Origin of the sequence: Oscillibacter sp. (assembly GCF_032060045.1) — a bacterium.
GTDB lineage: Bacteria > Bacillota > Clostridia > Oscillospirales > Oscillospiraceae > Oscillibacter.
Genome location: NZ_DAMBZJ010000021.1, coordinates 14,091 through 37,541 on the forward strand (window position 1 = coordinate 14,091; position 23,451 = coordinate 37,541).

28 protein-coding genes are annotated in these 23,451 nt (G+C 56.6%); 9 read left to right on the forward strand and 19 right to left on the reverse strand.

Features of this window, described 5'->3' with window-relative positions; genetic code table 11:
- Nucleotides 1–2: 2 nt before the first annotated feature.
- From rpmA to proB, 18 genes are all read right to left on the reverse strand, one after another.
- Complete coding sequence (gene rpmA / locus RT018_RS09780; RefSeq protein WP_312941460.1) at nucleotides 3–284, reverse strand: 50S ribosomal protein L27; 282 nt, start codon at nucleotides 282–284, stop codon at nucleotides 3–5.
- Between the two features lie 48 nt (nucleotides 285–332).
- A complete protein-coding gene (locus tag RT018_RS09785) occupies nucleotides 333–662 on the reverse strand; it encodes a ribosomal-processing cysteine protease Prp (RefSeq protein ID WP_312941462.1) in 330 nt (109 codons plus the stop codon).
- A gap of 3 nt (nucleotides 663–665) precedes the next feature.
- Nucleotides 666–977 (reverse strand): 50S ribosomal protein L21, encoded by a 312-nt coding sequence (gene rplU / locus RT018_RS09790; protein WP_312941465.1) that lies wholly within the window; start codon nucleotides 975–977, stop codon nucleotides 666–668.
- Nucleotides 978–1,122: 145 nt separating this feature from the next.
- Nucleotides 1,123–1,713 carry a DUF3841 domain-containing protein gene (locus RT018_RS09795; protein WP_312941467.1) on the reverse strand — a complete coding sequence of 197 codons (591 nt, stop codon included), beginning with the start codon at nucleotides 1,711–1,713 and terminating at the stop codon, nucleotides 1,123–1,125.
- Nucleotides 1,714–1,725: 12 nt separating this feature from the next.
- A complete protein-coding gene (gene mtnN, locus RT018_RS09800) occupies nucleotides 1,726–2,409 on the reverse strand; it encodes a 5'-methylthioadenosine/S-adenosylhomocysteine nucleosidase (protein WP_312941469.1) in 684 nt (227 codons plus the stop codon).
- A gap of 214 nt (nucleotides 2,410–2,623) precedes the next feature.
- A complete protein-coding gene (locus RT018_RS09805) occupies nucleotides 2,624–3,091 on the reverse strand; it encodes a hypothetical protein (RefSeq protein ID WP_312941471.1) in 468 nt (155 codons plus the stop codon).
- A 4-nt stretch (nucleotides 3,092–3,095) separates the two neighbouring features.
- Nucleotides 3,096–3,788, reverse strand: a complete 693-nt coding sequence (locus RT018_RS09810; RefSeq protein ID WP_312941473.1) for a hypothetical protein — start codon at nucleotides 3,786–3,788, stop codon at nucleotides 3,096–3,098.
- Nucleotides 3,789–3,790: 2 nt separating this feature from the next.
- The gene (locus tag RT018_RS09815; protein ID WP_312941474.1) at nucleotides 3,791–3,916 is read right to left on the reverse strand and encodes a hypothetical protein; all 126 of its coding nucleotides are present in this window, start codon (nucleotides 3,914–3,916) and stop codon (nucleotides 3,791–3,793) included.
- A gap of 20 nt (nucleotides 3,917–3,936) precedes the next feature.
- Entirely contained in the window at nucleotides 3,937–4,404 is a 468-nt protein-coding gene (locus RT018_RS09820; RefSeq protein ID WP_312941476.1) for a hypothetical protein, read from the reverse strand.
- Nucleotides 4,405–4,408: 4 nt separating this feature from the next.
- Nucleotides 4,409–5,098, reverse strand: coding sequence for a hypothetical protein (locus RT018_RS09825; protein ID WP_312941478.1), 690 nt, complete (start codon nucleotides 5,096–5,098; stop codon nucleotides 4,409–4,411).
- Between the two features lie 6 nt (nucleotides 5,099–5,104).
- Nucleotides 5,105–6,040 (reverse strand): hypothetical protein, encoded by a 936-nt coding sequence (locus tag RT018_RS09830; RefSeq protein WP_312941479.1) that lies wholly within the window; start codon nucleotides 6,038–6,040, stop codon nucleotides 5,105–5,107.
- Nucleotides 6,041–6,081: 41 nt separating this feature from the next.
- The gene (locus RT018_RS09835; protein ID WP_312941480.1) at nucleotides 6,082–6,798 is read right to left on the reverse strand and encodes a hypothetical protein; all 717 of its coding nucleotides are present in this window, start codon (nucleotides 6,796–6,798) and stop codon (nucleotides 6,082–6,084) included.
- Nucleotides 6,799–6,969: 171 nt separating this feature from the next.
- Entirely contained in the window at nucleotides 6,970–7,425 is a 456-nt protein-coding gene (locus RT018_RS09840) for a spore coat protein (RefSeq protein ID WP_312941482.1), read from the reverse strand.
- A 147-nt stretch (nucleotides 7,426–7,572) separates the two neighbouring features.
- A complete protein-coding gene (locus tag RT018_RS09845) occupies nucleotides 7,573–8,607 on the reverse strand; it encodes a hypothetical protein (RefSeq protein ID WP_312941483.1) in 1,035 nt (344 codons plus the stop codon).
- Nucleotides 8,597–9,082, reverse strand: coding sequence for a sigma-70 family RNA polymerase sigma factor (locus RT018_RS09850; protein ID WP_312941485.1), 486 nt, complete (start codon nucleotides 9,080–9,082; stop codon nucleotides 8,597–8,599). The genes RT018_RS09845 and RT018_RS09850 overlap by 11 nt, the downstream gene beginning before the upstream one ends.
- A 272-nt stretch (nucleotides 9,083–9,354) precedes the next feature.
- Complete coding sequence (proC, locus tag RT018_RS09855; protein WP_312941487.1) at nucleotides 9,355–10,155, reverse strand: pyrroline-5-carboxylate reductase; 801 nt, start codon at nucleotides 10,153–10,155, stop codon at nucleotides 9,355–9,357.
- Between the two features lie 63 nt (nucleotides 10,156–10,218).
- Nucleotides 10,219–11,469 (reverse strand): glutamate-5-semialdehyde dehydrogenase, encoded by a 1,251-nt coding sequence (locus tag RT018_RS09860; RefSeq protein WP_312941530.1) that lies wholly within the window; start codon nucleotides 11,467–11,469, stop codon nucleotides 10,219–10,221.
- 22 nt (nucleotides 11,470–11,491) lie between these two features.
- Nucleotides 11,492–12,286 (reverse strand): glutamate 5-kinase, encoded by a 795-nt coding sequence (gene proB / locus RT018_RS09865; protein ID WP_312941488.1) that lies wholly within the window; start codon nucleotides 12,284–12,286, stop codon nucleotides 11,492–11,494.
- A 135-nt stretch (nucleotides 12,287–12,421) separates the two neighbouring features.
- Between proB and RT018_RS09870 the strand changes: the two genes are divergently transcribed.
- Entirely contained in the window at nucleotides 12,422–13,186 is a 765-nt protein-coding gene (locus RT018_RS09870; protein ID WP_312941489.1) for an ATP-dependent Clp protease proteolytic subunit, read from the forward strand.
- A 73-nt stretch (nucleotides 13,187–13,259) separates the two neighbouring features.
- Here RT018_RS09870 and RT018_RS09875 read toward each other — a convergent pair whose 3' ends face one another.
- Nucleotides 13,260–13,841: a helix-turn-helix domain-containing protein gene (locus RT018_RS09875; RefSeq protein WP_312941491.1), complete on the reverse strand. Its 582-nt coding sequence runs from the start codon at nucleotides 13,839–13,841 to the stop codon at nucleotides 13,260–13,262.
- Nucleotides 13,842–14,043: 202 nt separating this feature from the next.
- Here RT018_RS09875 and smc point away from each other — a divergent pair, with 202 nt between their 5' ends.
- From smc to RT018_RS09915, 8 genes are all read left to right on the forward strand, one after another.
- The gene (smc, locus tag RT018_RS09880; protein WP_312941532.1) at nucleotides 14,044–17,619 is read left to right on the forward strand and encodes a chromosome segregation protein SMC; all 3,576 of its coding nucleotides are present in this window, start codon (nucleotides 14,044–14,046) and stop codon (nucleotides 17,617–17,619) included.
- 13 nt (nucleotides 17,620–17,632) lie between these two features.
- Nucleotides 17,633–17,869, forward strand: coding sequence for a hypothetical protein (locus RT018_RS09885; RefSeq protein WP_312941493.1), 237 nt, complete (start codon nucleotides 17,633–17,635; stop codon nucleotides 17,867–17,869).
- 19 nt (nucleotides 17,870–17,888) lie between these two features.
- Nucleotides 17,889–18,767, forward strand: coding sequence for a signal recognition particle-docking protein FtsY (ftsY, locus tag RT018_RS09890; RefSeq protein ID WP_312941495.1), 879 nt, complete (start codon nucleotides 17,889–17,891; stop codon nucleotides 18,765–18,767).
- 14 nt (nucleotides 18,768–18,781) lie between these two features.
- Nucleotides 18,782–19,498: a ribonuclease PH gene (rph, locus tag RT018_RS09895; RefSeq protein WP_312941497.1), complete on the forward strand. Its 717-nt coding sequence runs from the start codon at nucleotides 18,782–18,784 to the stop codon at nucleotides 19,496–19,498.
- 2 nt (nucleotides 19,499–19,500) lie between these two features.
- Nucleotides 19,501–20,100: an RdgB/HAM1 family non-canonical purine NTP pyrophosphatase gene (rdgB, locus tag RT018_RS09900; protein WP_312941499.1), complete on the forward strand. Its 600-nt coding sequence runs from the start codon at nucleotides 19,501–19,503 to the stop codon at nucleotides 20,098–20,100.
- Between the two features lie 170 nt (nucleotides 20,101–20,270).
- Nucleotides 20,271–20,603, forward strand: a complete 333-nt coding sequence (locus RT018_RS09905) for a YhbY family RNA-binding protein (protein WP_312941501.1) — start codon at nucleotides 20,271–20,273, stop codon at nucleotides 20,601–20,603.
- Between the two features lie 27 nt (nucleotides 20,604–20,630).
- Nucleotides 20,631–21,824, forward strand: coding sequence for a bis(5'-nucleosyl)-tetraphosphatase (symmetrical) YqeK (gene yqeK / locus RT018_RS09910; RefSeq protein WP_312941503.1), 1,194 nt, complete (start codon nucleotides 20,631–20,633; stop codon nucleotides 21,822–21,824).
- Between the two features lie 10 nt (nucleotides 21,825–21,834).
- Nucleotides 21,835–23,445 (forward strand): LCP family protein, encoded by a 1,611-nt coding sequence (locus RT018_RS09915; RefSeq protein WP_312941505.1) that lies wholly within the window; start codon nucleotides 21,835–21,837, stop codon nucleotides 23,443–23,445.
- The last annotated feature ends 6 nt before the right edge of the window (nucleotides 23,446–23,451 follow it).

A 23,451-nucleotide genomic window follows, 5' to 3' on the forward strand; every position in this document is an offset into this window, starting at 1 on the left:
GGTTACTGCTCCTCGTAGACGGAGACCTTCTTGCGGTCTCTGCCCAGATGCTCGAAACGAACCACGCCAGTGGCAGTGGCAAACAGAGTGTCGTCCTTGCCCTTGCCCACGTTGGTGCCGGGATGAATGTGGGTGCCGCGCTGACGAACCAGAATGTTGCCGGCCAGAACCGTCTGCCCGTCCGCGCGCTTCACGCCCAGACGCTGGGCGTTGGAGTCGCGGCCGTTCTTGGTGGAGCCGCCGCCCTTTTTGTGGGCGAAAAATTGCAAACCAATGTTCAGCATAATGAAGAACCATCCTTTCTTTCAGACTTGTTTTAGATGGGGAGGGGGTCAGCCCTCCAAAACCTCGATATTTTCGGGATACTCGTCGTGAAGCTGGGCGAAATAGACCATCAGGCCGGTCAGAAGCGGCTGACAGCAGTCCTCCAATTCGGCGGACAGTCCGCCGGGAAGACGAAAGCTGATATCCGCGTCCACCTCGCTCACCTTCACGCTGGCCGCCAGGCCCAAAACATCGTTAATCGTCGCATCTACCAAACGCACAGCGCTGGTGACGGCGGCGCACACGATATCGCACCCGGCTTCGGCGTATCCGCTGTGTCCCCGGGCGTCGAATCCGCAGATGCGCTCGCCCTCCATATGGAACGTAACGGTGGTCATGCCTTAGACGGAGATCTTGCCGATCTCAACCTTGGTGTAAGGCTGACGGTGGCCCTGACGCTTGCGGTAACCCTTCTTGGCATTGTACTTGAAGATACGAACCTTCTTTCCCTTGCCGTTTTTGACGATGGTGGCCTCCACGCAGGCGCCCGCCACAACGGGAGCGCCAAAGGTAGCCTTGTCCCCGTCCAGAATGGCGAGAACGCGGTCAAACTTCACGGCGTCGCCGGCTTCGTTGTCCAGCTTCTCGATAAAGACCACGTCACCCTCTGCGACCTTGTACTGCTTGCCGCCGGTTTCAATGATTGCGTGCATATGTTTCAACTCCTTCAATACGGGCTCGCTGTCGGGGGCGACGTCCAACGGACGCACTTTTACCCATTCAAAGCGGCTTACTAATTATAGCGGCCAAATCCGGCCTTGTCAAGCAAAAATGACCCATTTCCGCATATTTTTCAAACTATACGGGGACTACTGCCTCGCCGGGGCGAAAAATGCGGATAATCTGCTCCTGTCTGATCTCCCAGAGGTTGCCGCAGGCGGTGGGGGAGACGTGGTCGATGGGTGCAAAGACACGCTTCCAGCTCTCTAAAATCCGGGCCGTCTCCTCCGGGTATTTCCCGGCGTACCGCCCCTCAAAAAACTCGAAGGAATTGGTGACGCCGATGTCTTGCAGGTGTTTCCGGTATGCGGCCTCGTCTGCATCGTCCATAGGGAGGTAGCGGTGATTAAGGACATAGTCCCACTTTGCATCGTCAAAAAACACAATCCGGTCTTCGGGCACATTCAGAGTGTAGACCACTGTCCCCTCAATGGGCGGCAGGCAGTTTTTCACATTGGGTGTGCACCAGATAGACAGCTCCGCCCCCTCGGGTTTGGGAACAAGGCGGGCGGCTTCCCGGGCAAACCAGTCGTAGCATTCGAGGTAGTGCCCTGCCATGTCGCCGAAGTGAAGCTGCACGTAAATCCGCTGATTCACAATGCGCCCGCCATGCTCCAGCATCAGTAGAGTCTTGTCACTCTGGCGGGTATAAAGACGGACGGTGTTCATGAAAAATCCCCCTTATGAAAGTTCCGACAGCGTCTGAGCAAGGGGCAAGACCACCCGCCCAAGACTTTCCAGTGCCTGGGAAAAGTCGAAATATTCCTCCGCCTGATTGTCAAAAAACAGGTGGTCGGACACAGATTTCAGCGCGGCAAATTTCACATTGTTACGCAGACAGACCTGCGCCACGGCGCATGCCTCCATCTCCACCAGCAGGGGGTGGAAGGTGTCTGCAATCCAGCGTGCACGATCTCCCTTCACGGCAAACCAGTCCCCGGTGGCTACGCGGCCCTTTACGGCGTCCACGCCCTGTTTTTTCAGGAGAGATAGGCAGGTGTTCGGGTCCCATGTAAGAAATTCCGTCTTGTTCACGGTGGATACAAGGCCGATGGGGTCCCCCACGGCGGTGGTGTCCACGTCGTGCTGCACCAGCGTGTCGGCCACCACAAGGGAACCGATGGCAAGGTCCGTGCAGCAGCCTGCCACCCCCGCGTTTAAAATCAGCTCCGCACCAAAGCGCAGACAGAGAATTTCGGCGGCAGCGGCGGCGTTGACCTTGCCCACGCCACCCGCGCAGGCAATGATTCCCGGCGCGACTTCAAAAAATGGAATGCCGGAGATGGTTTCAATAGCCGGCAGCTCCCGCGCGCCGGGAAGGGCATGCAGCTCTGCGGGCATGGCAAATTGTAGGGCCACTTTCATAAGGCTCCTCCTGAAGTACCGGCGGGCAAAAGGGCATAAGCCGTTCCGCCGCCGGGAAATGACAGCTTCATTGTAGCACAGGGAGAAGGGAGGGGCAACGGAAATATAGAGGGGCTTTGACTCTGCTCTCGGCAAAGACCGTGCAGGCCACGGCTTACGCATGTAAAAAAACTTCCGGACAGGAAACCTTGTCCGGCTGTGCGCTGAAAGCGCTTCAGGAATCGTATCCGATGCTGTAATAGATGCAGGCGTCTAAATCGTAAATTTCTATCCGGAAGTCTGTGCACTCTCCGTTTGAAGTCTCTTCAGGACTGTCATCCCAGAAAAGCCACAGGCCATTTGTGACCTGACCGACGTATTCCAATTCCTTGATGTCTGACAAGGTCTGCTGTGCAAAATCAGAAAGCGGCGTTTCTTTAAATCCGTCCTCTCGCAACTTTTGAGCAAACTCTTCGGAGGCATCCGGCGGAATATAAGCCGTATCAGTTGCGGCTCCACCCGCGCGAAATCCACGGTCATCAGTTTCTGTGAACTGTGTTCCCTCGGGATAAAAAGGGTGAATCTTCGAGTATATATAAAAGAACTCTTTGAAAAACAGCACAGTGAAGATTGGCAGCAACACAAAAAGCCCAGGCCCACCCAACACGACATACAGCGTGGAATGATCCCGTTTTTGTGCCATACAACTACCCTTCATATCCTTTCGGATTCTGAAACAAAATATTATTTTCCGTGCAAATGGCTGCAATCAACTCCTGCAATTTACCCACGTCAACCGTTTCGGGATTCAGTGTTACATAAAGCGCGCACGGCCCCCATTCGCTCAGGTCAAACCACACATCGTAATTTCCGGCGGCAACCGCTTTGGCGGCATCCTCCGCATTTAAAATCGCGGGCGTATCCGGAAAAACGTAATAATCAAAAAAGCAGTCATCCGTTCGATCAAGCTCCTTAAATGCAGCCAGCGCGGTTCTATCAAAGCCATAGGTGCAAAAGAAGAGCTCCTTATCATATCCTGCATAGGTAGGGGTCTGCGGCTGAGTTTGTTGCAAAAACCGCTGATACCGCACAGGAAAGCAATCGGGTGGAGATTTTTTTTTAGAAACCTCCCTGACGGATCTTATTTTTGTTAAAACCCGTCTGGAAACACAGAAACGCTTCATAATCTCTAGGCCGAGTTCCCCAATTCTATGATCATACTCATCTTCGTTTGGCGAAAATTCATAGTTTCTATATGTTTCTGGTATGGATTTCCAAGAGGCAGTGCCACATTTAATAAAATGCAGACTACCGTCCGGCGGCCAATCATCCGGCGTCAACGTAGATTTGTGATGCCGTGGGAAATAGTAAAGGTCCCATAAAAGTTTAATCAGTCCCATATCTAATCCTCCGTACAGGTAATGTCCACGATATACCGCCCAAGCGCGTCCCCGCCTATGGCTCCGCCGATACTGCCTACAAGACTCAAAATTGGAATCACAATGGGCGCGGCCGGACCGGTTGCCACGCCCGCAAGCGCACAGTCGCTCAGGAATCGTATTCGATGCTGTAATAGATGCAGGCGTCTAAATCGTAAATTTCTATCCGGAAGTCTGTGCACTCTCCGTTTGAAGTCTCTTCAGGACTGTCATCCCAGAAAAGCCACAGGCCATTTGTGACCTGACCGACGTATTCCAATTCCTTGATGTCTGACAAGGTCTGCTGTGCAAAATCAGAAAGCGGCGTTTCTTTAAATCCGTCCTCTCGCAACTTTTGAGCAAACTCTTCGGAGGCATCCGGCGGAATATAAGCCGTATCAGTTGCGGCTCCACCCGCGCGAAATCCACGGTCATCAGTTTCTGTGAACTGTGTTCCCTCGGGATAAAAAGGGTGAATCTTCGAGTATATATAAAAGAACTCTTTGAAAAACAGCACAGTGAAGATTGGCAGCAACACAAAAAGCCCAGGCCCACCCAACACGACATACAGCGTGGAATGATCCCGTTTTTGTGCCATACAACTACCCTTCATATCCTTTCGGATTCTGAAACAAAATATTATTTTCCGTGCAAATGGCTGCAATCAACTCCTGCAATTTACCCACGTCAACCGTTTCGGGATTCAGTGTTACATATAGAGCGGAAGCTCCATTCTCACAGATCTGAAACCACACATCGTAATTTCCGACGGCAACCGCTTGTGCAGTTTTTTTAGCGGTAAAAGTCGCAGAGTTTTCCGGCAAAACATAAAAATCAAAGTAGCAGCGATTTTCTGTATCGATTTTCTGATTTGCCCAGAGGGCGGTCCCGTCAAAGCCGTCCGTCAGAAGAAACAGCGTTCTTTCGTTTTCTGCGTACATTGAGATCGGGGAATCCATGCTCTCCAAAAACTCACGATACCGCACGGTAAAGAGCAAATGTTTTGAATTGCGTGCCTCTTTTTTTGAAAACTCCCTGTCGGAGTAAATTCTTGTTAAAACTTGTCTGGAACCGCAAAATCGTTTCATAATCTCCTCGCTGAGTCTTACAATTCTGGCGTCATATTCATCTAAATCCTGTGTAAACTCGTACCGAATGTAAGTGCCTGAAATATTTTTTGAGGATCCTTCTGTGCATTCCAGAAAGTACATTTTGTCGTACCATGCCTGCTCATTCTGCACGGCATACTGCGCAGAAAGCGCTCGCTTAAAAAAGCCGTTGATAAAGCTCATTTCAATTCAATCCTCCGTACAAGTAATGTCCACGATGTATCTCCCGAGGGCATCCCCGCCCAAAGCACCGACAATGCCGCCCGCAAGACTTAATACTGGGACCGCAATAAATGCGGCCGGACCGGTTGCCACGCCCCAAAGTGCGCCCAGCTTTGCCCCCAGCGCGGCGCCCGCCCAGCTTCCGCCGATACCGACGGCGGTGGAAAGCGTTGTTTTGCCAAGTTTCCGATCTGCATCCTTTAAATCTGCATCAATCGTCGTTCCAAGTTCCAGCACATCCAGTGCAATTCCTGCAACCAGCAATACTTTCCCGGCAACACGAACCTTCTTGCCGGCGCTTTTCAAATCTTTTAGCATGTCGTAAGCGCTGTCACTGAGCGGATAGTGATTATATCGTTGTTGCAACCACTTCTGAAATGCAGTTGGATTTTTTCCCAAATTTATATTAATATGATTGTAGTTAATTGGCTGCCATGTTTCACGATAGTAGCCGTTTTGCACTGCACCATTGGATTTAATATGGGGTGAATCAACTCGCAAATATTGAAAATGAGTATCTACATTATTTATAGTATTATTAATTCCACTATGGCTGCTTCCAATCTCTAATAGTGGAGAAGTATTCTTTAAAGGGTCAATCCAAGCAAGTGTCGGCACCGTTCCGTGCTCCAAATTTTTAATAAGTCTCTCCCACGCAGCTAGCGTTTTTTCTCCATAAACGCCGTCCTCATTGAGATGCTCCCCAATGCCCAACTGGTTAAGCTTACTTTGCAGCTCCCGGATTTTTGCCGGGTCGCCGCCCACAAACCACGCTAGCTTTTCTATTTTGCCGCTGGCCGAGCCGGTACTGATACCGCAGCGTTCCAGCTCGCCGACGGCAAGCTTCAGTTCTTTGGCGGTATCGTCGGTGATATAGTTGTTCTCCCGCTCATTGCGCTCCAAGTCCCGCTCCAACTGGTGAGCAATGGATTCCAGCGCGCCTTTCAGCAGGCCGTCATAGTTTGGGCTTCCCCAGCGGGCGCTGTACATGGTTGGGACATCCTGTCGGAAAACAACTCGCTCCATGCGGTCCAGATATTCGCGGCTCTCGATGGAGTGCCCGCACTTCCCCCGGATATCCGCCGTATCGCTTCCAGCCTGATAGGCGTCCGCAACCTCCTGAAAAAAGTCCTTGCCCTTTCCCTGCGCAACGGCTTCCAGAAACGCCCGCTTTTCTCGCTGCTTCCGGCGGCGAAAGCGATGCCCCAGTCCGCGGCCTTCTCAATCAGATCAATGCATTCACTTGAAAAGAAATCCGGATTGTTTTTGAGCTTGCGGATGGCGGTTTCAATTGCGCGATCATCGCTGAAAGAATTGCCCAAAGGGCCCGAGAGGTTCAGCATAGTGATACATTCGCCGCTGTGGGGGCAGGAAGTATCTGCCATTCTGCAAACATCATACAGCCCCTGAACCTGCTTTGCAAGGGCATTTCTCCGCCCGGAGTCAATGGAAGAGAGCCTCGTTTTGTGCTCCTGCAAATCTTCGTGGATTTCTTCTACCATGTCGCTTGCCCGACTGCCGGTTTCCCGCAGTGTTTCCTGATAGATTGCCTCCGATACTCGCCGCATCAGTCCGCCGAAAAAGGTGGAGCGGTTCACCCGACTCCAATACTCGCCGCTTCCCAAAACGGCTCCGTTTTCTCCAATTGCTTCTCTACTCATGCCGTACCTCCTATTTTGTGTGTTGTTAAATGAAGGCAGGCCAAGGCGGTTGTACGATGCCGTACATTTTTCTGCAAAATAAGTTGTGTTCGGGGTATAGTTGCCGGGTGGCTCAGGACGGGGGGACGTGGGAGAAAAAAAGCCCCGCCTTTCGGCGGGGCTGGAGGAGGGTTACGAGTACATGCCGTTGGCGGACATATAATCGTAAATCATTTTGCCGTGCTCCTGCTCTTCTTTCTGGATGTGGTTCAGGGCGTTGCGAGCTTGTTCGTCCTTGAACTCGAAGACACAGGTGTCGTAGAGATGGGAGGCATGCTTTTCGGTGGAGAGTACGTCGGAGCACAAATAGCTATCGTTTTGCTTGTCCTGATTGTCTGCCGCGCCATAGGTTGCCTTGAAGGTGGGTTGACTTTTCTGGGACCCGCCGCCTGCGGATGGAACCGTGCCCTTTTCCATCTGGGTGATGGTGTCCAGATGCTGCTGCTCGGTCTGGGCGATTTGCGTAAACAGGTCCTTTAGCTGGGGGTCTACCGCGCAGGAGGCATGCTTGGTGTATTTATCCACGCACAGCTGTTCCTGCCCCTTCAAATCCTTTAAGAGACTGCTTTCTTTTTGACTTAACTGCATAAAATCACCTCTGGCCCCAGTATGCGCGGTTCACGGGAAAATATTCTATGCAATTTTTAATCATGGACGTACCTTTGCCAATCTGCAAAATATTGAGGAGGAGCGGCCAAAGGGCCGCTCCTCTTGGCCTTTGCAATGCGCCGCCGATCAGTTCAACGGAATCGTGATGGTGTTGTCGCCGTTCTCCCAGAAGAAGGTCAGGGTGAGGGCTGTTGCCCGGTCTGTGTCCACAATCTGATCGAAGCTGGTGGTGCGTCCATAGAGCCCGTCGGTATACCCTTCGGTTCCGGGGCCGTACAGCTCATCAAGGACGGTTCCGTCCTCCATGGTCAAAGACACGGTGCACAGGGAACCGGCCTCGTTCAAATCAGAGTTTTCAATGAGGGCTTCCAGCCCGTCTCCGCTGAGAGAAAGGGCCAGAGACAACGGGGAGAGCTGGACAGAATCCACCGTCACCGCGTGGCCGTTCACCTGATAGGTCTCACCGGAGGAAATGCTTTGCATGGCATCCGTGTAAGTCAAGGGCCAGGCCAAGGACCATTGCCCCTCTGTCACGGTGTACATGTCCTGCTTGCCCCGGTCGGCCTGAAGATTTGCAAAATCCAGAGTGATGGTTTTGCCGTTCCAGTCGGCCTGCTGGGAATTGTACAACCTCAACTCGAAATAGCGCTCGTTGTCCGCCCCGGAAAGGGAGGCGGATTGGGATGGGCCGCTCATGAACCCGCCGCTCCAACTGATATCGTCCGAGCCTTCAAACTTCACATTCAGCATTTCAAAACCGCTGGCGTCTGTCAGTGCCGTGCCATCAGGCGCTTGGACGGAAAGAAGCAGGTAAACGCCGTTCTGATCCCCAAGCGTTTGCAGGGCGGATATTGTCAGTCCGTTTTCCGTGACAGACTGTTCGGGCGTGCCCACCGCCCCGGCGGAAGACAGCAGCTCCTGTTGCGCCGGGCCCGCGCCGAAGCGCCGGGCCATGGCCTCATTCCACTGGAAAACATAGGCGGCCGCTGCGGTTACGCAAAGGGCGGCCACTGCCGCCGCGGCAATAAAAAGTGCTTTTCGTCTCATTGAGAATCTCCTTTCGGTTTGTGGGGGGGCGCATTCGCGCAAAGCCTGTTCCACGGCCCCGTGGAAGCTCTGGGGCACGTCGGGAAACACGCTGTCCCAATCTTCATGCGTCATGCGGTACCTCCTTTGTTTCAAGCGCGGACCGCAGCGCGGCCCGGGCGCGGGAAAGACGACTTTTCACCGTTCCCGTCGGAATTTTCAGCATTTGCGAAATTTCTGTCACCTGAAAGCCCTCCACATAGTGCAGCACAATCACCAGCCGCAGTTCTTCACCCAACGCCATGATGGCGGCGTATAGCCCCGAATCCCGGCTCTGGGGCGGGGACGTCTCCGGGAATGCATATTCCTCCAAGGACACGGTGTTTCGGCTTGCGCGGTAGATGCGGTAGCACTCATGAATCAAAATTCTACAGAGCCATGTTTTAAAATAACCTGGCTCTCGCAGGGAAGAGAGCTTGCTGTATGCCACAGTAATCGCCTCCTGCACTGCATCCGCGCAATCGCTGTCATTTTTCAGAATGGACTTGGAAATGCGATACAGCGTGGGCTCTGCCGCGATGACGCGGGAGGCAAAATCATCTCTGTCCACAGCGGTTGTTCCTTTCTGTGTATCTGGTTGGGTACATATAAAGTCCTTTTACGGATGGCCGATCCAAATTTGAGCTCTGACTATTAGAGGGAATAGGGAATCAAAAGGTTCACAGTTTGCAAAAAAATTTAAAACTTCCAAATCGCGCAGAAAAATTCCCGAAAGGGAGGCGTGGTTTTTGAAAAGGGCGAGCAAACGCGGCGAGCCTTGTTTAAGGCCCGCCGCGCGCATAAAGATACAGCAAGTTCAACGCTAGATGATCTAAAACCTTATTACTTAAGCGCGGCGGTCTTCTCATACGCGGCGATCACCGCACTCATTGCCGCAGCCCGGAAGCCGCCTTCCTCCAGCGCACGAACGCCCTGAATAGTGGTTCCGCCGGGAGAGCACACCGCGTCCTTCAATGCGCTGGGGTGTTTTCCGCTCTCTTGCTGCAAGCGGGCCGTGCCAACCAGCGTCTGGGCAGCCAGCTCCATGGCTGTGGCCCGGGGTAGACCGCAGGCCACGCCGCCGTCCGCCAAGGCCTCCAAAAATAAGCAGATAAACGCAGGGCCGCAGCCGGAAACGGCAGTGCCCGCGTCAATCAACTGCTCTGGCATCGCGATGAATTTTCCCGCCTCAGCCATGACGGCAAGGAAGGTCTGTTCCTCTTCGGCGGACACGTCATCGCTGAGGGAATACAGCGTCATGCCCTCTCCAATGGAGCAAGGGGTATTGGGCATGACGCGAATCATCGGGTAGGCTTCTCCGGCCATCTCCCCAATATCCGCGATGGATAGGCCCGCCGCCATGCTCACCAGAATAAACCGCGTTTTCCGTGCCGCAAGTATGGGGCCGATGTTGGCCAAAAGCCCCTTCATCATTTGGGGCTTCACGCCCAGAAAAATGAAGTCCGCGCTCCCAGCTACGGCCTCGCCGTCCGCCGTGCGGCAGCCAAGCTCCGCGGCAAGTGTCTCGGCTTTAGCCATGGTGCGGTTGGAGAGAACCACCTGGCCCGGCTCCACCGTGCGGCATACCGCCCGGGCCAGCGCCCCACCCATGTTTCCAACGCCGATAAATCCGTAAGTTGCCATATCGCTCCTGCCTTTCGTACGGTTGCCCAGCCCCGGCGGACGAGTCCGCCGGGGCCGAAACGTTTATTCCCGAATCTGGCCTTCGCCGTAAATCACGTATTTGGAGCTGGTCAGCTCCTCTAAGCCCATGGGGCCCCGGGCGTGCATCTTCTGAGTGGAGATGCCGATTTCCGCGCCCAGACCAAACTCAAACCCGTCAGTAAACCGGGTGGAGGCGTTGACGTAGACCGCCGCTGCGTCCACCGCGTTCAAAAAGTGCTGCGCCGTAAAATAATTTTTGGTAATAATGGACTCGGAGTGGCCGGTGCCGTGGGCATTGATGAACTCAATGGCTTCCGCGGCGTCCTTTACAATGCGGACCGCCAGAATATAGTCGTCATACTCCGCGTCCCAGTCCTCCTCCTGTGCGGGGATGGCGTTCCCGCCGATGAGATTCAAAGCGGTTTCGTCGCACCGCAGCTCCACGTTTTTCTCCTTCAGCAGGGGGACAGCTTTTTCAAAAAAGGCGCCCGCCACGTCCTCTGCCACCAGCACGCACTCCACAGCGTTGCATACGGAGGGGCGGGAGCATTTGGCGTTGAACAGAATTTTGGCGCCCATATCCAAGTCTGCCTCGCTGTCGATATAGACATGGCACACGCCCTCACCCGTGCGGATGACGGGGACAGCGGCATTTTTGGACACAGCGCGAATCAGCTCCGCGCCGCCCCGGGGAATCAGCACGTCCACGTATTCCGTCAGGTGCATTAGCTCGTTCGCCGTGTCCCGGCTGGTGTCTTGCACCAGTGAGATGCAGTCCGCAGGCAGACCGACACGTTCCAACGCAGCGCGCATCAGATCCACCACTGCCCGGTTGGAGCGGATGGCTTCCTTCCCGCCCCGAAGAATGCAAGCGTTGCCAGATTTCAGGCACAGGGCCGCCGCGTCGGCGGTGACGTTGGGCCGAGCCTCGTAGATAATGGCAATGACCCCAAGAGGAACCCGCCGCCGCCCGATTATCAATCCGTTGGGCCGGGTTTCCATTTTTGTCACCGTTCCGATGGGGTCCGGCAGGGCCGCCACCTGACGGATGCCCTCCACGATTCCGGCAATCCGATCCTTCGTAAGCGCCAGCCGGTCCAGCATGGCGGGGCGCATTCCCGCCGCTGACGCGGCGGCCACATCCTCCGCATTGGCAGCAAGCCACAGGTCCTGTTTTTCCATCAAGTAATCGGCAATGGCCTCCAGCGCGGCGTTTTTCTGTGCCGTGCCGGTGATGGCCAGCGCCCGTCCGGCGGCCCGGGCCAATTGGCCCTGCCGCTCCAAAGCAGTCATGGTTTTCATGCTCCACGCCTCCTCATTTCAAAGCTAAGAATCTGGTCCCGATTTCCGCGCCGTCCACGATGCCGTACAGGTCCTCGGTCCGATCTCCGTTGGTAATCACCATGTCGCAGCCTGCCTCTGTGGCGATTTTGGCCGCGGAAAGCTTGGTGGCCATGCCGCCGGTGCCCCGCCATGAACCTGCGCCCCCCGCCATCTCCAAAATCTCCGGCGTCAGTGCCTCCACCCGACGGATGAGCTTTGCATCCGGGTGGGCGTGGGGGTCCGCATCGTACAAACCATCAATATCCGAAATCAGAATCAGCAGATCCGCCTGGCAAAGCTTAGCCACGATGGCGGAGAGGGTGTCATTGTCGCCCAAAACCTTGTGACGCCCGGTTTCAATCTCCGCCGAAGACACGGAGTCGTTTTCATTCACCACGGGAATCACATGCATTTCCAGCAATGCCCCGAAGGTGCTGGTGAGATGCTCCGCCCGGATAGGATCGTCCACGTCGTCCCCCGTCAGCAGAATCTGGGAAACGGTGCGGTTATACTCGGAAAAAAACTTGTCGTAAATGTGCATAATGCGGCACTGGCCCACCGCCGCTGCTGCCTGCTTGAGCCGCAGCTCCTTTGGACGCTCCGGCATATTCAGCCGGGCGGCGCCCACGGCAATGGCGCCGGAGGACACCAGAATCACCTGATGGCCCATGCCGCTTAAATCCGCAAGAACCCGCACAAGCTGTTCAATGCGGTGTAAGTTCAGTGCGCCGGAGTCGTGGGTGAGAGTCGAGGTACCCACCTTCACCACAATACGCTGCTGCTTCAAAGTTCGTCAGCTCCCCTCACGAGAATGATAATATGCGAAAGCAGTTTTTAAAGCATTATATCACGGTGTTTTTCAAAAGGAAACCGGGTAAATCTCTAATTTTTGCAAAAGCTAGGTCAGAAAGCGAGGGATTTCATGACGGAAGAGACGAAAACAAAAAAGGAGACGAGTGAAGACGAGGTCGACACCGGCTCCGACACCGGTTCCGAAAAGAACGGAACCGCCCCGGAGACTTGGCAGCAGCAAATTGTGGACAGCGGCTCTGTCACCACCAAAACCCGGCGGGGAAGTCTTCACTGCCTCACCATCATTGGGCAGATTGAAGGGCACATGGTCGCCACTCCCAACACAAAGGCCACGAAATACGAGCATGTGATGCCGCTGCTGGCGGCGCTGGAGCAGTCCGACGAGGTGGACGGCGTGCTGTTTCTTCTCAACACTGTGGGCGGCGACATCGAGGCGGGGCTTGGCATCGCGGAGCTGATTGCGGGCATGGGCAAACCCACGGCGTCTCTGGTGCTGGGAGGAAGCCACTCCATTGGCATTCCGCTGGCGGTGGCGGCAAAGCGAAGCTTTGCGGTGCCCTCTGCGGCCATGACGGTCCACCCCGTCCGCATGAGCGGCACGGTGATTGCCGCGCCCCAGACGTACCATTACTTCGAGCGGTTGCAGGACCGCATTGTGGACTTCGTCACCCGCAACTGCGCCATCGACCGAGAGAAATTTCTGTCCCTGATGATGAAAACGGGCGAAATGGCAGCGGACGTGGGTACCGTGCTTTACGGAGAGGAAGCAGTGGGTCTGGGGCTGATTGATCAGGTGGGCACGCTCTCCGACGCGCTGGATTGGCTGTACGGGGAAGTAAAGCCGAAATCGGGAAGAAAAAAACGCTCCTCCTGAAAAGCGGTACGAAGTAGACAGAGCGGGTAAACAGAAAAATGCTGCGGGGGCTAAGTCGCTCCCGCAGCAAGGTTTACAGGTGGATTTTAAACAGGCTATGGCGGTTGCAGCAGGCGTAAAGCGTGCCGCTTCGTTCGGGAAAGCGAGCCTCGGCGTTTTGCTCTGGATACAGTCGGACGATTTCGGTCCGGTTATCCGTTACCAGTGCAAAAAAACTAATAAAATGGTCCTTGCGCATGAGGTGATCCAGTTCTACGTACCACTCACCGTCCAGCCGCTGTGCCTGCAGGGGGTGGGCCTCGTCCGGCTCCTCGGCTTCCAACGGCGGAAGGTTTACGCCGCAGCAGGAAAAGGAACCCTCTCCCGCGGCCCACAGGACGTTTCCGCAGATGGGGCAGACGTAAAATTTACTTCGCAGAAGATTTCCCGAGCGGTTGTCGTTGACAAAGCATTCGCCGCTCAAAAGCTCTGCCACCGAGACGCTCAGAGCCGATGCCAAAGGCTCCAGCAGGGAGACGTCCGGCAGGCCCCGGCCGGTTTCCCATTTTGAAATGGTTTTATCGCTGACGCAAAGCGTCTGCGCAAGCTGGCGCTGGGTGAGCTGCTTTTTCTCCCGCAATTCCCGGATGACTGGGCCCGTTACATAGTGATTCATATATTATGGTCCTCATTTTCATTGGATTTGCCGCTATGGGAAGAATAGCGTGTTTTGGGCGGAATGGCAACCTACGCTCCGCAGAGTTTGAAAGCAGGAGCACTTCGGGGGATGCTCTTCCCACAGCGTTCTCAAATTGTACCTTGAATATAAGCGGGTTTTTTGATATAGTAGAGTAGTTACAGTATCTCTATTGACAGAGGTGGCTTCATTGTACTTAAAGGCATTGGAAATTCAGGGCTTCAAATCCTTTCCCGACAAAACGATTTTGAAGTTCGGCGAGGACATCACCGCCATTGTGGGGCCCAACGGCTCCGGAAAATCGAATACCTCCGACGCCATCCGCTGGGTCATGGGAGAACAGAGCGTGAAAGGCCTGCGAGGCGCGAAGATGGAGGACGTGATTTTTGGCGGCACCGCCAAACGGCCCCAGCAGGGGTTTGCGCAGGTGACGCTGGTGCTGGACAATACGGGGCACGTTTTCCCCGCCATGGAAGAATCCGAGGTGGCCGTCACCCGGCGGTACTACCGCAGCGGGGAGAGCGAATATTACATCAACCGTCAGTCTGTACGGCTTAAGGACGTGACGGAGCTGTTTCTGGACACCGGCATGGGCCGGGAGGGGTATTCTATCATCGGACAGGGCAAAATTGATGAGATTCTTTCCACCAAAAGCGGCGATCGCCGGGAGATTTTTGAGGAGGCCGCAGGCATCTCCAAATACCGCCACCGCAAGGAGGAGGCGGAGCGCAAGCTTCAGCGCACGGACGAAAATCTGGTGCGCATCAACGACAAGATTGCGGAGCTTGAATTGCAGGTGGAGCCTTTGCGGGATCAGGCGGAAAAGGCGAAGAAATATCTGGTTTTCCGAGATGAGCTGCGAATTTTGGAGATTTCAACCTGGTTGGAGGATCTAGATACGCTGAAGGCCGGAGCCAGAAAGCTGGAGAGCGACTTCCACACCGCCGAGGCTGCCCGGGACGAGGCCCGGGTCCAATTGGACGCGCTGTACGCCGAGAGCGAGCGATATGGCCAGCGGATGCGGGAAAAGGACATGGAGGCGGAAAGTCTGCGGTCGGAAGCCGGAGAAAAGGACGCACAGGCGGCGGAGCAGGAATCCGCCGTAGCCGTGCTGAAAACCACTGCGGCCCACCATCGGGAGAACATTGACCGGGTGGAGCGGGAGCTGCGGGATCAGGAAAACCGGGCGGACGGTCTCGCGAAGCAAATCGAGGAGCAGACGGCTCACATCGCCGAGATCGACCGGCAGCTTGCCGAAGAGGCCGAGACGCTGGAAGCTCTCCTGGCGCAGGCACGGGAGGCATCCCAGACGGCGGAAGGCAAGCTGAGCGAGGCAGAGCGCCTTCGAGCCAAGGAGACGCTGGCGGTGTCCGCCGCTGCGGACGCGCGGGCGGAGGCCTCGGCGGCGGAGGCAGAGCGCGCCCAGATTTCAGAACGCCGAGCCGCTTCGGAAACGGAGCTTGCAAGCGCCCAGGCGCGGCTGGACCAGACAAGCGACGAGGCGAAAACCAACCGCCGCGCATTGGAGGCCGCCCAGGACGAGGCGGGGGCCGTTGCCAACATCATCGCCGGGCACTCCATGAAAATGGAGGAGCGCCAGCGCAAAGCCGGGGCAGCGGCGGAGATGGCAAATAAGCTGACCATGGACGCCGGAGGACTGGACCACCGTATCCGCCTGCTGACGGAGATGGAAAAGGAGTACGAGGGTTTTTCCAAGGCCGTCCGTCTGGTGTGTCAGGCACAAAGCAGCCTGCGGGGGATTCGCGGGCCGGTGGCCGGGTTGATGAGCGTGGAACGGAAATACTCCGTGGCCATTGAAATCGCCTTGGGTGCGGGTCTTCAGAATATTGTAGTGGACCGGGAAGAGGACGCGAAGGCCGCCATCGGCTTTTTGAAGCAGCGGGACGCGGGCCGGGCTACGTTCTTGCCCCTGTCTGCCATCCGGGGCGACGAGCTGCGGGAAAGCGGCTTGGAGCGGGAGTATGGATATGTGGGCCTTGCTTCCCGACTGGTGGAATACGACCCGCAGTACGCAGGTGTTTTCAAAAATCTTCTGGGCCGCACCGTGGTGGCGGAAGACTTGGACTGCGGTATCGCCATGGCAAGGAAGTATGGAAACCGCTTTCGCATCGTTACGCTGGACGGACAAGTGATGAACCGGGGCGGCTCCATGACCGGAGGCAGCATCAGCCGCAGCGCGGGCGTTTTGAGCCGGGCGGCGGAACTGAAGGAGCTTCACGGAAAAGCGGAAACCCTAAATCGCCGTCTGAGTGAGGCGAAAGCCGATGCGGAAGAGTTGAACCGGGAACTGGAAAAGGCCCGGTATGAATTGGAGACGGCGCAGAGCCAGCAGCGGGCGGCGGAGGACGAGGTTCTTCGTCTGGAGGGGCGGCAGAGTCACTTTGACATCCTGCTGCAAAGTCTGCGTGCAAGCATTGAAACGCTGGAAGGTGAGTGCGAAGCCCTTTCCGGCCGCCTCGCGGAATGCGACAGCCGGAGGGCAAAGGCGGCGGCGGATATTGCCGCCGCAGAGGCCGAGGCCGCAACCCACCGGGCCAAGGCGGACGAGCAGCTTTCTGGGCAGACGGAGCTTTTGGCCCGTGCGGGAGAGCTGAGCGAATCGGTCAGCGCGCGGAAGTCCCACCTTGCCGCCCTGCGGGCGGAGCGGGAGGGGGCGGCCCTTCGTGGAGAGGACTTGCAGGCATTGAAAGCCGACCTGTCCGGCGACCGCTCAATACGGGAGGAGACGCTGGATGCAGGCCGGGCGGCCATTGCCCGGGCGGAAGAGGAAATCGCCGCGAGACAGGCCCGTGCGCAGGCCCTGCACGAACAGGGACAGGCCCTGCGGGATCGCCTTGCGGCGCTGGACCGGGAGAAGATCACACTGGAAGCGGAGCGCACGGCCAAGAGCCGCGCCGGACAGGAGATGAACGAACATCTGCTGGATTTGGAGCGCACCGCCAGCCGGTTGGAGCAAAAAATGGCCACTGGTGCGTTAGAGGAAAAGCAGATTTTGGACCGTCTGTGGGAACACTACGAGTTGAGCCATTCCGACGCGCAGGCCCAGCGGATGGAGTTGGAGAGCCGGTCGAAAGCCAATCGCCGAATCGCAGAGCTGAAGCGGGAAATTTCCGCACTGGGTACACCCAACATCGGGGCCATCGAGGAATTCGACCGGGTGAACACCCGCTATACTTACCTCAGCGAGCAGCGAGACGATGTGGAGAAGGCGGGAAGCGAAATCCGGGGCGTGATTGAAGAGCTGACCCGCGAGATGACAGGGATTTTCTCCCAGCAGTTTAAGCTTTTAAGCGAGAGCTTCCAGTCCACCTTTGTGGATTTGTTCGGCGGTGGACAGGCTACGCTGGAGCTGGAGGATGAGAACGATATTTTAAACTGCGGCATCGAAATCAAGGCCCAGCCACCGGGGAAAACTTTGAAAACCATTTCCCTCCTCTCCGGCGGAGAGAAGGCGTTTGTGGCCATCGCGTTGTATTTCTCCATTCTGAAAGTACATCCCACGCCGTTTTGCGTGATGGACGAAATTGAGGCGGCGCTGGATGACGCCAACGTCACGCGGTACGCACGGTATATGCGCACCCTTGCGGGGAAGACGCAGTTTATCGTCATCACTCACCGCCGGGGCACCATGGAGGAGGCCGACGTACTCTATGGAGTAACCATGCAGGAGCAGGGGGTGAGCAAAATTCTGACCATCAATCTCAACGATATGGCCAAGGAATTGAACATCAAATGAGGAGGGGCAGACGATGTCCGCTAAGAAGAAAAATCTGCTGGTAATTGTCGTAGCCGTGCTGGGATGCATCGTGGTGCTGGCGGGAGGAATGATGGATAGTGATTTGGTGAAGTCCGCCGGTGTGGTGCTGGTGCTGTCCGTGCTGGTGCTGGAGATCATTTTCTTCCGCTGTCCCAACTGCAAGCGGTGGCTGGGAAGGAACTTCCGGCCCGGAAAGCACTGCCCCCACTGCGGCGAAATCATTGAATAAATTTTAAAGGACGGGTACTATGGGCTTTTTCAGCAAACTGAAAAAAATCTGGCAGGAGGACATCACCGGCTATACCATTTCCCCCGATGACGAGGCGTTTTTCGACGATTTGGAGGAAAGCCTCATTCTGGCGGATCTGGGCGTGGACACCGCCGCCGAGGCGGTGGAGCGGCTCCGGTCTAAAATGAAGCGGGAGGGCGTATCCGGAGAAACGGCGGTGCGCGCCGCTCTGCGGGAAATTCTGGCGGAGATGTTGAACGTGGGCGATGCCGCGCTCAATCTGGAGGAAAAGCCCGCCGTGGTGCTGTTCATCGGCGTGAACGGCGTGGGGAAAACTACCTCCATCGGCAAGCTGGGCCACCGCATGAAGACCGATGGCAAGCGGGTCCTCTTCTGCGCGGCGGATACCTTCCGCGCCGCCGCCGCCGACCAGCTTCAAATCTGGGCGGAGCGGGCCGGGTGCGAGCTGGTGCGCGCCAAGGAGGGGGCGGACCCCGGCGCGGTGCTGTTTGACGCGCTCTCCGCTGCCAAGGCCCGGAATGTGGACGCTGTGCTGTGCGACACCGCCGGGCGGCTCCACAACAAGGAAAATCTGATGAAGGAGCTGGCAAAGCTCTCGAAGATTATCGACCGGGAGTGCCCCGACGCCAGCCGGGAAACCCTTTTGGTGCTGGACGCCACCACCGGGCAGAACGGCCTGATTCAGGCCCGGGGCTTTCGGGATACGGCGGGACTTACCGGCATTGTCCTCACCAAGCTGGACGGAACAGCCAAGGGCGGCATCGTCATCGCCATCGCAAGAGAGCTGGGCGTGCCCGTGAAATTCGTGGGTCTGGGTGAGGGACTTGACGACCTTCGCCCCTTCGACGCGAAGGAATACGTGGAGGCCATTATATAAAAAGGAGAACAGCCATGACCAGAATCGACGGACGGGCCTTTGATATGCTGCGGCCTGTGACCATTACCACGGATTTTGTGGAGTTTCCGGAGGGAAGCTGCCTGATTACCTGTGGAAACACCAAGGTGCTTTGCTGCGCCAGCGTGGAAGAGCGCGCGCCGTTCCATGTGCCGGAGGGGACTGGATGGGTGACGGCGGAGTACAGTATGCTGCCTCAGGCCAACCGGGATCGGTCCAAACGGGATATTTCCAAGCTAAAACTGTCTCCGCGCAGCGCGGAAATCCAGCGGCTGGTGGGTCGATCTCTCCGGGCCGCCGTGGATATGACCAAGCTGGGAGAACGGACCATCACCGTGGACTGCGACGTACTTCAGGGCGACGGTGGAACCCGGACAGCCAGCGTCACAGGAGGCTACGTGGCTCTTGCGCTTGCGGTGCACAGGATGATGAAGGAAGGGGCGCTCCGGCAAAATCCCCTGAAAACCCCAGTGGCCGCGGTATCCGCCGGAATTGTGGGCGATCGACTGCTGCTGGACCTGTGTTACGAGGAGGATTCGGCCGCGCAGGTGGATTTAAACTGCGTGATGACCGGAGATGGGGCGCTGGTGGAATTGCAGGGTACTGGTGAGGGCCGGGCCTTTACCATAGAAGAACAACGGAAGCTGGTGGACCTGTGCGCCAAGGGAATTCGGGAGCTTGGGGCCATGCAGCGGGCTGCACTGGGAGGATGAATATGGAAGCAACAAAATTTGTGCTGGCGACTCAAAATCCCGGCAAACTTCGGGAAATGGCCGCAATTCTGGAAATCTTAGGGGTGGACGTCGTCAGCCCTGCCGAGCTGGGGCTACATGTGGATGTGGAAGAGACAGGTGAAACCTTTCTGGAAAACGCAATGCTCAAGGCAAAGGCCGTGTGCGAGGCGGCGGGCCTGCCTGCCATTGCCGACGATTCAGGTTTGTGCGTGGATGCGCTGAACGGCGGACCGGGGGTTTACTCCGCCCGGTACGGAGGCCCGGAGCTGGACGACCGGGGACGGTATCTGCTGCTTTTAAACTCGATGCGGGGCGTGCCTACCCGCTCGGCCCACTTTGAAACCGCGGTAGCCTGCGCGTTTCCCGATGGGGATACCCTGACGGCGACCGGCCGGTGTGAAGGGGCAATTGCCTTTGCCCCCATCGGAAGCGGCGGATTTGGTTATGACCCCGTGTTTCTCGTGCCGGAAAAGGCCAAGACATTCGGTCAGATGACGGATGGGGAAAAGGCTGAAGTTTCCCACCGGGGTAAGGCGCTGTGGGCATTTGCCGAAGAGCTGAGGACACACCTCGGAAAGTGAGAACCCGGCGACCCATGTGGAAAAACGACATGTGGTGGCCACAAGCGGAGTGTTGCACTTAAAAAATTTTTGCGGAAATTTAGGAAACTTATTGACAAATTCCCGCGTCTGACATAGAAATATAAAAATCAAGCTTTACAAGCTTTATAAGGGGAGATTATCTTAAATTTATGGAACTGACAAGCAAACAGCGCGCGCAATTGCGCGGCATGGCAAATACCATCGACACGATTTTGCACATTGGCAAGGAAGGCGTCACCGAGGCGGTCATCCAGCAGGCAAACGAAGCGCTGGAAGCACGGGAACTGGTGAAGGGCCGGGTTTTGGAAAATTCTTTGCTCACCGCGCGGGAAGCCTGCGGCCAGTTGACGCTGCCCACCCGCAGCGAACCGGTGCAAGTCATCGGAAGCAAATTCGTGCTCTACCGGGAAACCCACTCTAAGCCGAAGGACAAGCGGATTGCTTTGGTGAAGGACAAGCCTCGCAAAGAGCGCAAGGCTTGATTTTGAGGACGCAAGGGGGGAGAGCGCATGCGGATCGGCATTTACGGCGGGACCTTTAACCCGCCTCACTTAGGCCACATCACGGCGGCACGGGCGGTGTTTGAACTGCTGAAACTGGATAAGCTTCTGCTGATACCCGACAGTCTTCCGCCCCACAAGTCCCTTCCCTCCGGCAGCCCCACGGCGGAGCAGCGCTTGGAGCTGACGCGCCTTGCGGGAGAGCAGACAGGGCTTGGCGACAGAGTGGAGACGCTGGATATAGAACTTCGCCGGGGTGGAACCAGCTACACAGCGGACACACTGGAGGCCATCCATGCGTTGCATCCGGACGACGAACTGTGGCTTTTGATAGGGACGGATATGTTTCTGACCCTTCACCTCTGGCATGAGCCGGAGCGCATTGTGAATTTGGCGGGGATCGCGGCCTTTGGCAGGACGGAAGCGGACACGGAGGAACTGTTTGCGCCCCAGCGGGAGTATCTTTACCACAGGTATCCCTCCGCCCGCATTTTTACCCTCACGGTTCCCGGCGTGGTGGACATCTCCTCCACGGATCTGCGGGACAAGCTGGCGGCAGGCGACGGAAGCCGGTATCTTGCTCCGGCGGTATATGGCCGGATTCTTCGGGACAGGCTGTATGGGACAAACGAAGATTCGCATGCGCTCAGCCTCAATCAGCTCCGACCTGTGGCGCTGAGCTACCTCAGCCACAGCCGCATCCCCCATGTGCTGGGGACGGAGCAGGCGGCCATCCGTCTGGCTCTGCGGTATGGCGCAGACGTACACAAGGCTCGGGTGGCAGCCCTGCTGCACGACTGCACAAAAAAGCTGGGAATGGAGCAACAATCGGCCCTTTGCAAGCAGTTTGACATTCCCATGGACGAGCTGGAGCGCATGGCGCTGAAGCTGCTCCACGCCAAGACCGGCGCGGCGATTGCGCGGGATGTGTTCGGCGTGGACGACGAGATTTACACTGCCATTTATTGGCACACCACCGGCCATGCGGAAATGACGCTTCTGGAAAAAATCATATATCTGGCGGATTACATCGAGCCCACTCGCAGCTTTCCTGGCGTAGACGCACTGCGCGCGGCCTGCGACGAGGATTTGGACAAGGGACTTCTGCTGGGTCTCACCATGTCGGTTCAGGAGATGCGCGAGATGGGCAATCCCGTCCACAACGCCACGCTGGAAGCAGTGGAGTATCTGAAAGGAAACTGAAAGGCAAACGATGAACGAGAAAAAGAAAGGCCCGGGTGGGCGGCGGGACGAGCAGGCCGGCCCCGGAAAAACGGAAAGAAAAGCGAGAAAGCGCCGACTGACAGGGACACAGCGGTCCCTGATCGCGCTGGCGTGCGTGCTGGCGGCGGTTTTGTCGGTGACGCTGGCCTATCGGGCGGTGTTTGTCAAGCCGGAGCTGCCCCAGAAGGAGGACCCGACCTCCTCTCAGGAGGAGGATGACGACTATGGCGACGGGATGCGTCCCCGCAGCGACGGGACCCGCAAAAGCAAGGATTATTACACGATTCTGGTGATGGGCCGGGACACCGGCGGCGGCGGCAACACGGACACCATGATGCTAGCCAGCTACGACGTGACGAACCAGAAGCTCACCGTGATGAATATTCCCCGGGATACCATGGTAAACGTGTCCTGGGACATCAAGCGCATTAACTCCGTATACAATTACTACGGAGGAGGCGACAAGGGCGTCAAAAAGGTGTATCAGGAAATCTCGCAGCTTGTGGGCTTTGAACCGGACTATCAGGTGATTATCGAGTGGGATGCGGTGGGCAAGCTGGTGGACGCCATCGGCGGAGTCCAGTTCGACGTGCCCCGGAACATGAATTATAACGATCCCTATCAGGATTTGTCTATCCACATCCAAAAGGGCGATCAGCTGCTGGACGGCGAGCAGGCTATGGGCGTCATCCGCTATCGCCACGACAACAACATGAAATATGGCTATGCCGACGGGGACTTGGGCCGCATCAAAACCCAGCAGGCATTTTTGAAGGCCGTGATCCAGCAGCTTTTGCAGGTGAAAAATGTGGGGAAGATCAACCAATTCTCCAAAATCTTTCAGGAGAACGTGGAAACAGACCTCAGCGTGCAGAATCTGTTCTGGTTTGGAAAGTCCGCCATTATGGGCGGACTGAGCATGGAGAATGTGGAGTTTGTCACCATGCCCAACACCATGAAATCCTGTTACAGTCCTTCGGTCAGCAGACAGGTGGGAAAGAACAACTGGCAGTCCTACGTGGTACCCAACGCCAAGGAGCTTCTGGATTTGGTAAACAACAAGCTAAGCCCCTTTTCGGAGGTATTTACCCTCAAGGATCTGGACATTATGAGTGTGAACGCCGATGGCTCCGTCAGCTCCTCCACAGGCCATGTGGAGGACTCCAGAGCCGCAAAAGCTCCGGTACTTCTCTATGGTAAAAAGACCGATACGAAAGAACCCGTAGAGTCGGTGACGGATGGAGACGGCAATCCCGTCGACCCTCAGACAGGACTGCCCGTCGCGCCGGAGGACGGTTCCGGCACGACCAATCCGGATACGACCAATCCGGGTACGACCAATCCGGGTACGACCAATCCGGGCACGACCAATCCGGATACGACCAATCCGGGTACGACTAGCCCTGATACCTCGCCCCCTGGCACGACGACGCCCGGAACGACCACTCCCGGTACGACGGACCCGGGTACGACGACCCCCGGGACTACCGATCCGGGCGGATCAAGCTCGCCTGGGTCCGGAACCCAAACTGACCCGCCGGGCGAAGGGGTGTTTATTCCGCCAGAGGTCACCGAGGTGCCGTCCGGTCTGGCTGAGTGACAAGAA